Source organism: Bradyrhizobium sp. P2_E8 (assembly GCF_056403875.1).
The window spans coordinates 1-14691 of sequence record NZ_JBFUES010000068.1; the positions used below are offsets into that span (position 1 = coordinate 1).

Annotated in this window: 13 protein-coding genes; 6 read left to right on the forward strand and 7 right to left on the reverse strand. The window is 65.1% G+C overall.

Features of this window, described 5'->3' with window-relative positions:
- On the forward strand, positions 1–1051 hold a 1051-nt coding region (locus AC1D00_RS06100; RefSeq protein ID WP_477010040.1), incomplete at its 5' end, for a thiamine pyrophosphate-dependent enzyme.
- Positions 1052–1173: 122 nt separating this feature from the next.
- On the opposite strand, the gene alkB is transcribed toward AC1D00_RS06100, so the two are convergent.
- From alkB to AC1D00_RS06120, 4 genes are all read right to left on the reverse strand, one after another.
- Positions 1174–1827, reverse strand: coding sequence for a DNA oxidative demethylase AlkB (alkB, locus tag AC1D00_RS06105; RefSeq protein ID WP_477010041.1), 654 nt, complete (start codon positions 1825–1827; stop codon positions 1174–1176).
- Positions 1828–1836: 9 nt separating this feature from the next.
- Positions 1837–2586: a 2OG-Fe(II) oxygenase gene (locus tag AC1D00_RS06110; protein WP_477010051.1), complete on the reverse strand. Its 750-nt coding sequence runs from the start codon at positions 2584–2586 to the stop codon at positions 1837–1839.
- A gap of 291 nt (positions 2587–2877) precedes the next feature.
- On the reverse strand, positions 2878–3564 hold the full coding sequence (locus AC1D00_RS06115) for a DUF2848 domain-containing protein (RefSeq protein ID WP_477010042.1): 687 nt from the start codon (positions 3562–3564) through the stop codon (positions 2878–2880).
- Positions 3557–4906, reverse strand: a complete 1350-nt coding sequence (locus AC1D00_RS06120) for an amidase (RefSeq protein ID WP_477010043.1) — start codon at positions 4904–4906, stop codon at positions 3557–3559. Before AC1D00_RS06120 ends, AC1D00_RS06115 begins: the two co-directional genes overlap by 8 nt.
- 179 nt (positions 4907–5085) lie before the next feature.
- Here AC1D00_RS06120 and AC1D00_RS06125 point away from each other — a divergent pair, with 179 nt between their 5' ends.
- From AC1D00_RS06125 to AC1D00_RS06140, 4 genes are all read left to right on the forward strand, one after another.
- Complete coding sequence (locus AC1D00_RS06125; RefSeq protein WP_477010044.1) at positions 5086–5499, forward strand: Zn-ribbon domain-containing OB-fold protein; 414 nt, start codon at positions 5086–5088, stop codon at positions 5497–5499.
- 3 nt (positions 5500–5502) lie between these two features.
- Complete coding sequence (locus AC1D00_RS06130; RefSeq protein ID WP_477010045.1) at positions 5503–6642, forward strand: thiolase C-terminal domain-containing protein; 1140 nt, start codon at positions 5503–5505, stop codon at positions 6640–6642.
- Positions 6643–6749: 107 nt separating this feature from the next.
- The gene (locus tag AC1D00_RS06135; protein ID WP_011085741.1) at positions 6750–7664 is read left to right on the forward strand and encodes an SDR family oxidoreductase; all 915 of its coding nucleotides are present in this window, start codon (positions 6750–6752) and stop codon (positions 7662–7664) included.
- Positions 7665–7778: 114 nt separating this feature from the next.
- Complete coding sequence (locus AC1D00_RS06140; RefSeq protein ID WP_477010046.1) at positions 7779–8945, forward strand: SMP-30/gluconolactonase/LRE family protein; 1167 nt, start codon at positions 7779–7781, stop codon at positions 8943–8945.
- Between the two features lie 71 nt (positions 8946–9016).
- Here the strand turns inward: AC1D00_RS06140 and ppc are convergent, their stop codons facing one another.
- Positions 9017–11815, reverse strand: coding sequence for a phosphoenolpyruvate carboxylase (gene ppc / locus AC1D00_RS06145; RefSeq protein WP_477010047.1), 2799 nt, complete (start codon positions 11813–11815; stop codon positions 9017–9019).
- Between the two features lie 990 nt (positions 11816–12805).
- Between ppc and AC1D00_RS06150 the strand changes: the two genes are divergently transcribed.
- Positions 12806–13219, forward strand: coding sequence for a hypothetical protein (locus AC1D00_RS06150; RefSeq protein ID WP_477010048.1), 414 nt, complete (start codon positions 12806–12808; stop codon positions 13217–13219).
- Positions 13220–13326: 107 nt separating this feature from the next.
- On the opposite strand, the gene AC1D00_RS06155 is transcribed toward AC1D00_RS06150, so the two are convergent.
- Both AC1D00_RS06155 and AC1D00_RS06160 read right to left on the reverse strand, forming a co-directional pair.
- The gene (locus AC1D00_RS06155; protein ID WP_477010049.1) at positions 13327–13731 is read right to left on the reverse strand and encodes a YccF domain-containing protein; all 405 of its coding nucleotides are present in this window, start codon (positions 13729–13731) and stop codon (positions 13327–13329) included.
- A gap of 154 nt (positions 13732–13885) precedes the next feature.
- Positions 13886–14691: enoyl-CoA hydratase/isomerase family protein (locus tag AC1D00_RS06160; RefSeq protein WP_477010050.1), on the reverse strand; the 806-nt coding region annotated here is incomplete at its 5' end.

Consider the following 14691-nt stretch of genomic DNA (forward strand, 5'->3'; position numbering starts at 1 on the left):
GATCAGGCAGGCGGCCGCGTTGATCAAGACCAGCAAGGCGCCGATGATCTTCGTCGGCAGCGGCGCGATCGAGGCGGGCGCCGAGATCCTCGAGCTTGCCGAGATGATCGATGCGCCCGTGGTCGCCTTCCGCAGCGGGCGCGGCATCGTCTCCAATGCGCACGAGCTCGGCCTGACCATGGCTGCCGCCTACAAGCTGTGGCCGAACACCGACCTCATGATCGGCATCGGCTCGCGGCTGGAGCTGCCGACCATGTCGCGCTGGCCCTACCGGCCCGACGGGTTGAAGAGCATCCGCATCGACATCGATCCGGTCGAGATGCGGCGCTTCATCTCGGACACCGCTATCGTCGCCGATGCCAAGGCCGCGACCGCCGATCTCGCCGCCGCCGTCAGCAGGGCCGGTTACAGCAAGACCGCCGGCCGCCGCGCCGCGATCCGCGACGCCACCGCGACCGCGCAAGCCGAAATCCAGCGCATCCAGCCGCAGATGGCGTATCTGAACATCCTGCGCGAGGTGCTGCCGGCGAACGCGATCGTAACCGATGAATTGTCGCAGGTCGGCTTCGCCTCCTGGTACGGCTTTCCGATCTACGAGCCGCGCACCTTCATCACGTCGGGCTATCAGGGCACGCTCGGCTCGGGCTTCCCGACCGCGCTTGGCGCCAAGGTCGCCAATCCCGACAAGCCGGTGGTGGCGATCACCGGCGACGGCGGCTTCATGTTCGGCGTGCAGGAGCTTGCCACCGCCGTGCAGTTCAACATCGGCGTGGTGACGCTGGTGTTCAACAACAACGCCTATGGCAATGTCCGCCGCGACCAGCGCGAACGCTTCGACGGCCGCGTGGTCGCGTCCGACCTCGTCAATCCGGATTTCGTCAAGCTCGCGGAGTCCTTCGGCGTCGCGGCCGCGCGCGTCACCGCGCCGGATCAGTTCAAGGCGGCGATGGAGAAGGCGCTCGCCCATGGCGGGCCGTATCTAATCTCGGTCGAGGTGACGCGGGACTCCGAAATCAGCCCGTGGGCGTTCATCCACCCGCCGAAGCCTTAGTGAGCCTCATGGTGAGGAGGCGCGAAGCGCCGTCTCGAAGCATGAAAGGCCCGTATCTCGCAGCTCGGCCTTCATCCTTCGAGACGCGCGCAAGGCCGCGCTCCTCAGGATGAGGGGATGGATCACTGCGTCCGGCGAAACGTCAGGTTGATGCGCTGCCGTCCGAGCAGCGGATGCTCGCCGTCGGCGAGCGCCGCCACGCCGTGATAGGCGAGCCGGTTAGGGCCGCCCCAGACCACGACGTCACCATGGACGAGCCGGAAGCGGCGCGGCTTGTCGCTGCGCGCCATGCCGCCGAACAGGAAGGTCGCGGGCAGCCCCAGCGAGACCGAGACGATCGGCGCCGCATAGTCCAGCTCGTCCTTGTCCTGATGCAGCGACAGCCGCGTGCCGGGTGTGTAGCGATTGACGAGGCAGGCATCGGGCGCAAAGCCGGTGAACCCGCCCTGCTCCGCCGCGCGCAGGGCCAGGTCGCGGAGCACCGGCGGCATCGCGGGCCATGGCGCGCCGGTTCGCGGATCGATCGGATCGTAGCGATAGCCGGTGTGGTCGGTGATCCAGCCCCGCGCGCCGCAATTGGTCATCGCCACCGACATCAGATGACCGCCGGGCGTGGTCATCCGCCGGAACGGCGACTGTGCAACGATCGCACGCACCGCGGCAATCAGCTCGCTCTCGATCGGCCTGACGAATGCGCGCAGCAGCACGGCACCATCGGCGATCTCTTCACGCCAGGGCTGCGCGTCCGCGACGCTATCAAACAGATCCGCCGTCAATTCCTGTGCTCATTTGGCATCATGAAAGATCACACCCAGCGTATGGCGTTGGCCGGATCGGATGCGGCTAACGCCGTGGCGGAGGTTAACGCGATACGTGCCGCGTGTCCCCTGCACCGGGCGGTGATGCACAGCAAAGGCGACGGCGTCGCCCTGCGCCAGCGGCACCACCTCGGCGCGGGACTGCATGCGCGGGCGCTGCTCGGTCAGCACGAACCCGCCGCCGGTGAAGTCACGTCCAGGCTCGGACAAGAGGATCGCGACCTGGATCGGGAACACGTGCTCGCCATAGAGGTCCTGGTGCAGGCAGTTGTAGTCACCGGTCTCGTATTGCAGCAGCAGCGGCGTCGGGCGCGCCTGTCCCGCCTCGTGGCAGCGCTTCAGGAACGCCGCATGCGCGGCAGGGTAGCGGATGTCGATCCCCATCGCCTCGTTCCAGCGATTGGCGACGCCTTGCAGATGCGCGTAGAGCGCCGGGCGCAGCTGCGCGATCAGATCGGGCAGCGGGTAGGAGAAATATTTGTACTCGCCGCGGCCAAAACCGTGGCGGCCCATGACGATGCGGCTGCGGAAGTTTGCGTCATCGGGATAGAGCGCGGCGACGGCGCGGCATTCGTCCGGCGTCAGCAGGTTTTTCAGGACGGCGCAGCCCTGGGAGTCGAGCTCAGAGGTGATTTGAGGCCAGTCGAGGGCATCGACGTGGGCAGCAATTTCAGTCGTCTCATCGAGGCTGGCGGGAACACGTTTCGCGATTGGCATCGGGGCCATCCTATCCACTTCCGTCATTCCGGGGCGCGCCCTCTTGGGCGCGAGCCCGGAATCCATCGGGCCGCAGAAACCGCGGATGAATGGATTCCGGGCTCGCGACTTCGTCGCGCCCCGGAATGACGGAAGTTATGTCGCAGATCGCGGCCTCCACAACCACCCGATTTCCGACGACCGGTCCCCGTCATTGCGAGGAGCCCTTGCGACGAAGCAATCCAGACTGGTTCCCGCGGAGAGACTCTGGATTGCTTCGCTTCGCTTCGCTCGCAATGACGGTGGAGAGAGCTAACCCAGCACCGGCAACGTCACCACGTCATACCCGTGCTTGATCATCCGCTTCAGCACCGGGTCCTCCAGCTCGAACTCGAACCGGTCGGCCGGGCGGATGCCGCCCTTGGCGGCGAAGGTGCCGCCGAACATAGCGCAGCCGTCGGGAAATGTCTTGCCATCGAAACCGCGCGCGATGAGGTCGGCGACCGGCAGCATCGCGTCCAGCGTGCCCTCCTGGTAGAGCACGCGCTCGCCCTTGATCCAGGCGTAGGAGCGCAGGATCATCCTGTCCCAGTGGCCGATGACGTCCTCGAGCTCCCACAGCGTCGAGGCGATCGGCTTGTCGCACATCTGCTTGGACACCGTGACGTTGTAGGCCTCGACCTTGCGGTCGGTGTGGTCGGAGCCGCAGCCGACGAAGACGCGGCCCTGCCAGCCGATCAGCACGAACTCGACCTCGCCGCTGGAATCGCCGCCGCAGCACTCGATGCGGTCTTCCAGGGTCAGCCGCCGTGCCGAGGCGCGATAGTAGATCGGGGTCGAGGCCGGCGGGGCGATGCCCATCTCTTGCAGCTCGGCGATGTGCTTGTCGCGCGCGATGGGATCGCGGCCGGTCCAGCCGGCGATGACCATCTGGTCGATCGCCAGCGTCAGCGGCGTGGTGGTGTCCTGGGCATCGACGATGAAAGTCAGGTCAAACACGAATTACGGCCTCCATGCCGGCGGCAAGCTCGAAGATATGGCGGTCCGATCCGCCCGCACCCGCCAGCATCAGGCCGACGGGAACGTCGCCCTCGCGATGCGCGGGGAGAGAGATGGCGCAGCCGTCGATCATGTTGATCAGGGTACAATTGCGCAGCGCGCGCAGGTTCTGGGTGGTGAATGCCTTGTCGTCGGCGAGATCGGCGATCTTCGGCGGCGTGTTGGCGGTGGTCGGCAGCACCAAGGCGTCATAGGGCGCGATGCGAGCATTGACGCGGGCGATCAGCGAGCGGCGCTCGTTGAGGAGATCGATGTAATCGGCCGCACTCTGTGCCTCGCCGCGCATGATGCGCACGTAGACCCTGGGATCGTAAACGTCGCCCTTGGCCGTGATGAGATAGCGGTGCCAGGCGTAGCTCTCGGACGCGGCAAAACCACCCTTGGCGTTCATCGGTCCGATGTCGTGGAATTCCGCCATCTCGATGCGCTCGATGCTGGCGCCATGATCAGAAAGTGTCTTCAGCGCGCGCTCGAAGGTCTCGGCCACTGCCGCATCGAGATCGTCGAGCGCGATCGTGGTGGGCACCGCCAGCCGCATGCCCTGGATCGGCCGCGGCTTCAGCGCGACGACCGGCTCGTTGGCGAGCACGGCGTCGAGTATGGCACAGCAACTGACCGATCGCGCCAGAGGCCCGATGCTGTCGAGCGAGAATGACAGCGGCACCGCGCCGTCGAGCGGCACACGGCGCTGCGTCGGCTTGTAGCCGACGATGCCGTTGAAGGCGGCGGGAATCCGGCAGGAGCCGCCGGTGTCGGTGCCGAGTGCGCCGTGCGCCATGCCATCGAGCACGGACACCGCCGCGCCCGAGGACGAGCCGCCGGGCACGTGGCCCTCGGCCCGGTTCCAGGCCCCCTTCGGTGTGCCGTAATGCGGATTGATGCCGATGCCGGAATAGGCGAATTCGGTCATGTTGGTCCGCCCGATCAGGACGAAGCCGACCTTGCGCAGCCGCTCGACCGTCGCGGCGTCGTGCTCCGCCGGATCGGAATCGTCGAGCGCACGCGAGCCGGCGCGCGTCGTCTGTCCCCTGATATCGAAGAGATCCTTGATCGAGATCGGGATACCGGCATAGCGCGACGGCGCGGCCTTGACCTTGCGCAAGCCGTCCATCGCGTCCGCGGTCGCRAGCGCCGCATCCTTGTCGACGTGGATGAAGGTGCGCTGGCCTTCGCCGGCGGGGTCGGCGATCCTGGCGATGCAGGCCTCGACCAGCCTGCGGGAGGTGGTGCGGCCGCTTTCGAGGTCGTCGGCGAGCTTCGCAAGTGTCGGAAAATCGGGCATGTCTGTCTCACGGAATATCTGCGCGCGCAATCTATAGCGCTGCCTCAGTTCGACACAAGCATTGTGCGCATGATGGCATGCATGCGCATTGCTGGACCGTTGACGCGCCATGGTCGATTGTCGCATCAAGATCGAAACAGGCAGGCACAAAGGCCTGCTGCCCGGGAGGACCCGCCGACATGGCCGAACCGCAGCGCGCGCGACCAAAACCGACGCCGGAAACCCAGCATTTCTGGGACGGCACGAAAGCGGGCGAACTGCGTCTGCAACGCTGCGACGCCTGCGCGCACGTCTACTTCCCGCCGCGCCCGTTCTGCCCGTCCTGCGCCTCGCGCAAGGTCAGCATCTTCAAGGCGAGCGGCAAGGGTTTCCTCTACAGCTACGTGATCAACCACCGTCCCGCCGCGCCCGGCTTCGCACCGCCTTATGCGATCGCCGTGGTCGAGCTTGCCGAGGGACCGCGGATGATGAGCAACATCATCGACTGCCCGCAGACCCCGGAGGCGCTCGAGCTCGACATGAAGCTCGAGGTCGCCTTCCAGGAGCTCGACGACAAGATCACCCTTCCCGTCTTCCGTCCGGCGAAGGGGTAAGCCATGCGCAGCAACCAGGTTGCCGTCGTCGGCGCGGCCGAGACCACCGAACTCGGCGTCGTACCCAACATGTCGCAGCTCCAGCTTCACGCGGACGCGGCGCTCAACGCCATTGCGGACGCCGGGCTGAAGCTCTCCGACATCGACGGCTTTGCCACCGCGGTCGAAACGCCGCAGCAGGTCTGCCACTATCTCGGCATCAAGCCGACCTGGGTGGACGGCACCTCGGTCGGCGGCTGCTCCTTCATGCTGCATGTTCGTCATGCCGCCGCGGCGATCGAGGCCGGCCTGTGCAAGACCGTGCTGATCACGCATGCGGAAAGTGGCAAGTCGATGATCGGCAAGCTGCCGCGCTCCACGCCGGCGGACAGCCTCAACGGCCAGTTCGAGGCGCCCTATGGCGTCTACGGCCCGCCCAGCATGTTCCCGATCCCCGTGCTGCGCTTCATGAAGACCTACGGCATCACCCATGAGCAGCTTGCTTCGGTCGCCGTGGTGCAGCGGGAATGGGCGGCAAAAAATCCGCGCGCGATGATGAAGGATCCGATCACGGTCGCCGATGTCCTCAATTCGCGCATGATCGCCTATCCGTTCCGGCTTCTGCAGTGCTGCCTCGTCACCGACGGCGGCGGCGCCCTGATCCTGACCTCGGCCGACCGCGCCAGGGATTTTCCGCGCAAGCCCGTCTACATCATGGGCACCGGCGAGAGCGTGGAAACGCCGATGGTCAGCCAGATGGAGACCTTCAACTCCTCGCGCGCGTTCAAGACCGCCGGCCCCCTCGCCTTCAAGGAAGCCGGCATCGCGCACAGGGACGTCGACCATCTCATGATCTACGACGCGTTCGCGCATCTGCCGCTGTTCGGCCTCGGCGACCTCGGCTTCATGCCGCATGAGGAGACCGGAAAGTTCATCGCCGACGGCAACACGCGGCCCGGGGCTAAGCTGCCGCTCAACACCAATGGCGGCGGTCTCTCCTACATGCATTCGGGCATGTACGGCATGTACGCGCTCCAGGAGAGCGTACGCCAGATGCGCGGCATCGCGCCGGCGCAGGTGCCGAACGCGAAGATTTCGGTGTGCCATGGTGTCGGCGGCATGTTCGCAGCATCAGGCACGATCGTGTTTACGAACGAACGCTAACCACCTTCGTCATTCCGGGATGGTGCGAAGCACCAGACCCGGAATCTCGAGATTCCGGGTTCGCGCTTTGCGCGCCCCGGAATGACGAGGGGCAACAGGAGAGTCCAATGACAAAATCACTGCAAGACAAGGTCATCATCGTCACCGGCGCAGGCCGCGGCATCGGGCGGGAGATCGCGCTGCTGTGCGCGGCGGAAGGCGCCAAGGTCGTCGTCAACGATCCCGGCGTCGCCGCCGACGGTGCCGGTTCGAGCGCTTCTCCCGCCGAGGAGGTGGTCGAGGAGATCAAGAAGCGCGGCGGCGCGGCGGTCGCCAATTTCGAATCGGTGGCGGAAGCGATCCCCGCCAGCAAGATCGTGAAGACCGCGACCGATCATTTCGGCCGGCTCGATGGCGTCGTCAACAATGCCGGGATCTTGCGCGACATGATCTTCCACAAGATGAGCGTGGAGGCGTTCGAGGCCGTCATCAAGGTGCATTTGATGGGCTCGTTCTACGTCAGCCACGCCGCGGCGCGGATTTTCCGCGAGCAGGAGTCTGGCTCCTTCGTGCACTTCACCTCGACCTCGGGCCTGATCGGCAACTTTGGCCAGGCCAACTACGCCGCCGCCAAGCTCGGCATCGTCGGCCTGTCGAAGTCGATCGCGCTCGACATGGGCCGCTTCAACGTCCGCTCCAACTGCGTCTCGCCGTTCGCCTGGACCCGCATGATCGGCACCATCCCGACCGAGACCGAAGCCGAGAAGGCGCGCGTCGAGAAGATCAAGCAGATGGGACCAGAGAAGATCGCGCCGGTCTGCGCCTATCTGCTCTCCGATGCCGCCAAGGACGTCAGCGGGCAAATCTTCGGCGCGCGCATGAACGAGCTGTTCCTGTTCAGCCAGAACCGCCCGCTGCGCTCGGTGCACCGGAGCGAAGGCTGGACGCCGCAATCGATCGCCGAACACGGCATGCCGGCGCTGAAGGGCTCGTTCTACAAGCTCGACCGCTCCGCCGACATCTTCCCCTGGGATCCCGTGTAATCGAATTCCCGGTCATTGTTGCGCTGCGATCTCCGGTTGTCCGGCCGGAGATCGCCCGCATTACGCCCGATTGCGGGCGAATGGTTTCCTTCCACAAAAAAATGGGAGGCGACTATGACAAAATCACTGACCATTTCTACCGGTACTGATGAGCCCTGCCTCGGGCGCCGCACCCTCTTGAAGGGCGCGGCAGCGGCGGTAGCCGCGACCGGCGTTACCATGAACGCAACTCTGGCAGCCTCCGTCGCACCATTGGGCCAGACCGGCACTCCGACGATATCGACAGCCCCATTGCCCTTGGGACCACTTCCCGGCAGCCGCTACCCAGACTCCCGTCTGGAATCCGCCAAGAAGGGGCCGCCAACGTTCGGGCCTGCCGACTTCCCGGCCTTCGCCGGCACCATGGCGGTCGAGCGTGTTGCAACCGGCTTCCGGTGGGCCGAAGGTCCCGTGTATTTTGCAGCTGGACGATATCTGCTGTTCAGCGACATCCCCAACAATCGCATCATGCGCTTCTCGGAGGATGACGGTCATACCAGCGTCTACCGTCAACCCTCGATGAACTCGAACGGCAACACGATCGATCGCGAAGGACGCCTGATCACGTGCGAGCATAGCGGGCGGCGTGTGACGCGCACCGAACTCGACGGCTCGATCACCATCATTGCCGACAAATTCAATGGCAAGCGATTGAACTCGCCGAACGATGCGGTCGTCACCGCCGATGGCGCGATCTGGTTCTCCGATCCGGCCTACGGCATCGGCGGCTTCTACGAGGGCGTCAAGGCGGACCCCGAGCAGGAGAAAAAGAACGTCTACCGCGTCGACCCGAAGACCGGCGACATCAAGGTCGTCGTCGACGACTTCGTGGAGCCCAATGGACTCGCCATCTCACCCGACGAAAAGAAGCTCTATATCTGCGACACCGGATTCACGGACGGACCAGACAACCCATCCCATATCCGCGTATTCGACCTCGATGTGGCAGCGGGGAAGGTGTCGAACAGCAAAGTCTTCGCAGAAATGCCGAAGCCGAGCATTACCGACGGCGTCCGCTGTGACACCGAGGGACGGGTCTGGTGTTCGGTGGGCTGGGGCGATCCGAACGAAGACGGCGTGCGCTGCTATACGGCCAACGGCCAACTGCTTGGCAAAATTCACATCCCGGAAACCGTCGCCAACCTGAGCTTCGGCGGGCAGCAGCGAAACAGACTTTATATCTGTGGCTCGTCGTCACTCTATGCCGTTTACACCAGTGTACAAGGCGCAATGAAGCCCTGATAGCTGCGGCCTCACGGCCGGGCTTGCCCCGGCCAACCACGTTAGCAACGAGGCGAGAAGACGCCGCGTTGCTAACCCGTATTCCGCAAGCCCGCCGAGATACCGTTGATGGTCAGCTGAATCCCGCGCAGCACCTGCTCGTCCGGGTTCTGCGCGCGGTGCTCTTTCAGCAGCTCGACCTGCACGTGGTTGAGCGGATCGAGATAGGGAAAGCGGTGGCGCACGGAGCGTTCGAGCAGCGGGTTGCCTTGCAGCAGCCGGTCCTGGCCCATGATGTCCAGCAGCGTCTCGATACAGGAATGCCATTCGCGGCGGATGCGGCCGAAGATCTTTTCGCGCAAGGCTTCATCCGGCACCAGCTCGGCATAGCGCGAGGCGATCGCGATCGAGCTCTTGGCGAGCACCATGTCCATGTTCGACAAGAGCATCCGGAAGAACGGCCATTCCTTGTAGAGCTCCTTGAGGAACGGCATACCCTTGTCGGGATGCTCGGCGATCCATTGCTCGACCGCGCTGCCAAAGCCGTACCAGCCCGGCAGCATCAGGCGGCACTGCGCCCAGGAGAACACCCAGGGAATGGCGCGAAGGTCCTCGATCGCGCGGGTCTTCTTGCGCGAGGCCGGGCGGCTGCCGATGTTGAGCGTCGCGATCTCGTTGATGACGGTCGAGGCCCAGAAATAATCGACGAAACCGTCGGTCTCGTAGACGAGGCCGCGATAGGCCTTGAAGGCGAGACTTGAGAGCTCGTCCATCGCGGTCAGATATTCGCGGCGGGGCGCGCTCTGGCGCGGATGCAAGAGGCTCGCCTCCAGCGTCGCGGCGGCCAGGATCTCCAGATTGTTGCGGCCGACCTCGGCGTTGGAATATTTCGACGAGATGATCTCGCCCTGCTCGGTGATGCGGATCTGGCCGTTCACCGCGCCGCCGGGCTGCGCGATAATGGCGTCGTAGCTCGGCCCGCCGCCGCGGCCGACCGAGCCGCCGCGGCCGTGGAACAGGCGCAGGCGCACGCCATGGCGCTCGAACACGTCGACGAGGTTGATCTCGGCCTTGTAGAGCTCCCAGCCCGAAGTGACGAAGCCGCCATCCTTGTTGCTGTCGGAGTAGCCGAGCATGACCTCCTGCACGCTGCCGCGGCTGTCGACGAGGCGGCGGTAATCGTGCAGCGACAGCATGCGATCCATGATGCTGCTTGACGCCTGCAAATCCTCGATGGTCTCGAACAGCGGCACGACGTTGATCGCGCTGCGCCCGGAGGGATGGACCAGGCCCACCTCTTTCAGCAGCACCGCGACCTCGAGCATGTCGGACATGCCCTTGCACATCGAGATGATGCATTGGGGGATCGCGTCCGAGCCGAACTTCGCATGCGCCTCCGCGGCGGCATGGAAGACGTTGAGTTCGCCCATGGTCTCGTCGCTGTACTTGACGAACGGGGACACCAGCGCGCGCGTCGAGCGCAGTTCGTTGGTGAGCAGCGAGATGCGCGCGTCCTCGCCGAGCGCAAGATAGGACATGCCGGGATTGGCGGCGTCCATCAGCTCGGCGATGGTGCGTTCATGCACGGCCGAGTTCTGGCGGATGTCGAGCCGCGCCAGATGGAAGCCGAAGCAGTCCACCGCGCGGCGCAGCAGCCGCAACCGGCCGCGGGCGATGACGCGGGCGTTGTTGGAGATCAGCGAGCGGTGCAGCACGTCGAGATCGGCTTGCAGCTCCTTCACGCTCTCGTACGGCGCGCCCTTGCCGACCGGCCGGCGCGTGATCTCGACCTCGAGCTTTTCCGCCGTTGCGGTCAGCCGGGCATAGATGCCGGAGACCGCGAGGCGATACGGCTCGCCGCTCCGGTGCGGCGAGGTGTCCGGCGAGCGCTCCGCCAGCGTGCGCAGCTCCTCGGAGACGTCGGCGAGATGGGCCGCGATCGACAGCTCGGCGCCGAGCACGTGCAGCTCGTTCAGATAGAACTGCATCACCCGGCTCGACTGCAGCCGCAGCGTGCCGCGCATCACGTCGGCGGTGACGAAGGGATTGCCGTCGCGGTCGCCGCCGATCCAGCTGCCCATGCGCAGGAACGAGGCGAGCTCGCTGGCCGCCTGCTCGCCGCCCTCCTCCAGCCGGTCCTCCAGCACGTTGACCAGCCGCGGCACCTCGCGCAGGAAGGTATAGTCGTAGAACGACAGGCCGTTGGCGACCTCGTCGAGCACGGTGAGCTTGGTCCGGCGCAAGAGATTGGTCTGCCACAGCGTCAGCACCTCGCGGCGGAGCTGCTCGTCGCTGGCGGCGGCCTCGTCTTCAGTCAGTGCGACGCGCTCGCGGCGGTCGAGCAGGGCCGCGACCTCCATCTCGCGATCCATGGTGCTCTTGCGGCGGACCTCGGTCGGATGCGCGGTCAGGACCGGGCTGACGAGTGCGGTCTTGAAGAAGTTGCGCAAGGCATCGGCACCGATGCCTGCGGCCTTGGCATGGGCCAGCGTGTCCGCCAGCACGCCCGAGCCGCCATTTTTGGCTGCGGTACGGGCGCGCATCTGGCGGATGTTGTTCTGGTCCTCGGCGATGTTGGCGAGGTGGGAGAAATAGCTGAAGGCACGGACGATCCGCACCGTCTCGGAGGTCGACATGCTGTCGAGGATCTGCTCGAGCTCGCGGCGGGCGAGCCGGTCCTCGTCGCGGTGGAACCGGATCGAGGTCTGGCGGATGCGCTCGACCAGGTCGAACAAGTCGGCGCCCTCCTGGTCGCGCACCGTGTCGCCCAGGATGCGCCCGAGCAGGCGAATGTCGTCCCGCAGCCGGGCGTCCGCCTCCAGCGCCTGGACGTCCTCCGGGCGATTGGGGCGAGAATCTGCGGCGTCGGATGGTAATGTCTGGAGGGACATGGCTCGCTCCCCTGGTTCGAGCTCGCTTGACTGCCCGGCTCGGCCGAGTGTGCAAGTTTTTTGCCGCAGCGCAAGGTGAAGTTGGGGGCGGCGCGGCAACATCAGCGATCGTGGGCTGGACTACGCCTTGCTGACGGGCGCACACGCACGTCCGCGGTCTCGCGGCGCAGGCGCCCGAGCTTTTGCTGTCAGTTTCGCCCTCATCGAGAAGAAAGGGCGCAGGGAAGGCCGGGCGCCGGCTGGCACCCAGGGTCCGCACGCGGGAAACGCACGCGGGGTGACCACAGTTGATGCCGGGACATCCCGGCCTTCCCTGCGCAATGGTTTTACGGCTTATGGCGCGCTCTCCCCGGGGAGCGATGCACTATTGCCCCCGTCGCCTTGCGGCTGACCGATGCGCCACCCGGTCGGGCAGCTCACACCACCGCAAGCCTTGACGCACAGACCCCGGGCGTCAGGACCACACGCTTTTGCCGTCCGCGGACGTCCCTCCCCGGACATCCGGAAGCTCGCGCGTGCTCGCCCCCGAAGCCGAAGTGAGACGCAGTGACCGCGCCGTGTCGATCCGCGGATCGCAATGGCTCACAGGCGTAGCCCGCCCTGCCATCCGTCACGCGCCGGCGCTGCCGCGTCCATCGCATCCCGGCTCACGTATCGTGACGATCGCGAAACGCCCCTTTGGCGGGCTGGGATGGCTTGCGGTTTAACCGAATAGATAAATTCGGTCAATCAGAATATCTGCGGACCTATGCCTTGACCTGCATGTGGCGTGTTTTGCCTGTCGGGCAACGCGAGGAATTGTGTGCGAAAGGCGATTGAGCGCGTGGCAGTTCCGGCAGTGTGAGGGCAATGAAGCCGATGGTCTGCAAGTCCGCCTTGCCTGGGCGGGGTTAACGCTGCGCCGGCGAGCCAGAAAGTCCTTGACGCGACAGAACACCATGGATTTGGATCGGTCGGAAGACCTTGATGGTCGATGGACGGAGTCGACCCGTGGGATTTTTGCTGAGAATTATGCTCGCAACCGCTTTCGTGAACCTTGCTCCAGCCGTGGCCCAAGCGCCGAAGAAAGCCGTCGCTTCTCCTGCCTTGCAGAAGGAATTCGATGGCTTCATAGAGAAGTTTCGCGCGGCGCTGAGGACAAACGATTCCGCCGCCGTCGCCGGTATGACACGGTTGCCGTTTATGAACGACAGCGCAGTTCGCGACGCCGCGCAATTTCGCGCCAAGACCTATCCGACCTCGTTCACGGCGAAAAATCGCGCGTGTATCCAGCGCGGCAAGGCCGTCTACGATCGCGATCAAGAGAACAATGACAATTACTTCGTCTTCTGCGGCGAGCTCATCTTCGTCTTCACCAAGACGCCGGCGGGGTTCCTTTTTACGGAGGTCGGCGCGAATGACTGATCAGCCCGCGTAGGATGGGTTGAGCCCTTGCGAAACCCATCATGCTTCGTCACCGGCGGACGGACTGATGGGTTTCGCGCGCGCTCTACCCATCCTGTGCGTTCGCCCTAGGCCGGCACGATCACCTTCCCGATCGGCCAGAGCGCGATGCCAGCAAGTTTGAGATGCGCCCAGGCAAAGGGGATGCCGATGATGGTGATCGCCAGAACCAGCGCGGTCACGAGATGGCCGAGCGCCAGCCACCAGCCGGCGAGCACGAACCAGATGATGTTGCCGATCACGCCGAGCGGACCGGTGCCGATATCGCTCATGCCAGTGACTTCGTAGCGGCTGACCGCCTTCGAGCCGAACGGCAGCAGCGTATAGACGGCGATGTTGAACGCCGCCCGCGCCCAGGGCAGGCCGATGATGGTGATGGCCATGATGACGGCCGCGACCAGCCAGCCGAACGCCATCCAGGCGCCGCCGATGAGGATCCAGAGCAGGTTGAGCAGGATGGAGACGGGGGTCATGGGGATCATCCGGAAGTCAGTGACCCCACTCATATAGGCACAAAATCTGTCGCTGCTAAGACGGTAAGGGAGCCCGGATGGATGGGAGCGCAATCCGGGGCTCAAGCACAAGCCCCCGGATTACGCTACGCTCCATCCGGGCTACAGGCCAAGACTACCGCCCCTCGAATTTCGGCTCGCGCTTCTCCATGAAGGCCTTCATGCCCTCGGCCATGTCCTGCGTCTTAAATAGCGGCAGGAGCTGAAGATAGACGTGGTGGACGTGATCGGAGAAGGTCTCGTTCAGGCCCATCCGCATCATGCGCTTGGAGGCCTGCACCGCGAGCGGCGCATTGGCGGCGATTTCGCGGGCAATCGCAGTGGCGCGGTTCATCAAGTCGGCGTCCGGCACGACCTCATTGGCAAGGCCCCATTCCAGGCACTCGCGCGCGCTCAGCGTGCGGCCGGTGAAAATCAGCTCGGAGGCCTTGGCCCAACCGAGCATGCGCGGCAACAGCCAGGTGCCGCCGGACTCCGGCACCACGCCGCGCTTGACGAAGGCGGCCGCGAGTTTTGCGGATTCCGCCATGATGCGGATGTCGCAGCCGAGCGCGGTGTCCATGCCGTAGCCGGCGGCGCCGCCGTTGACGGCGCAGATGGTCGGCTTGTCCATCGCCTGCAAGACCGTCGGCGGCGTGTTGCGCAGGTTGATCGTGGTCGGAGAGGACGCCGCGCTGAGGCCATTGCCGTCGCGCTCCTTGCGCAGGTCGAGACCCGCGCAGAATGCCCGCCCCTTGCCGGTGAGGATCACGACGCGGACGTTCTTGTCCTCATTGGCCTCGGTTAGCAGCCGCGCCAGATCGTTCAGCATCGGCCCGGAGATCGTGTTCATGCGCTCCGGCGCATTCAACGTGATGGTCGCGATATGGTCGGCGACCTCGTAGAGGACTTCTTGCGTCTTGTCTGCGCCTGCTGCGTCGC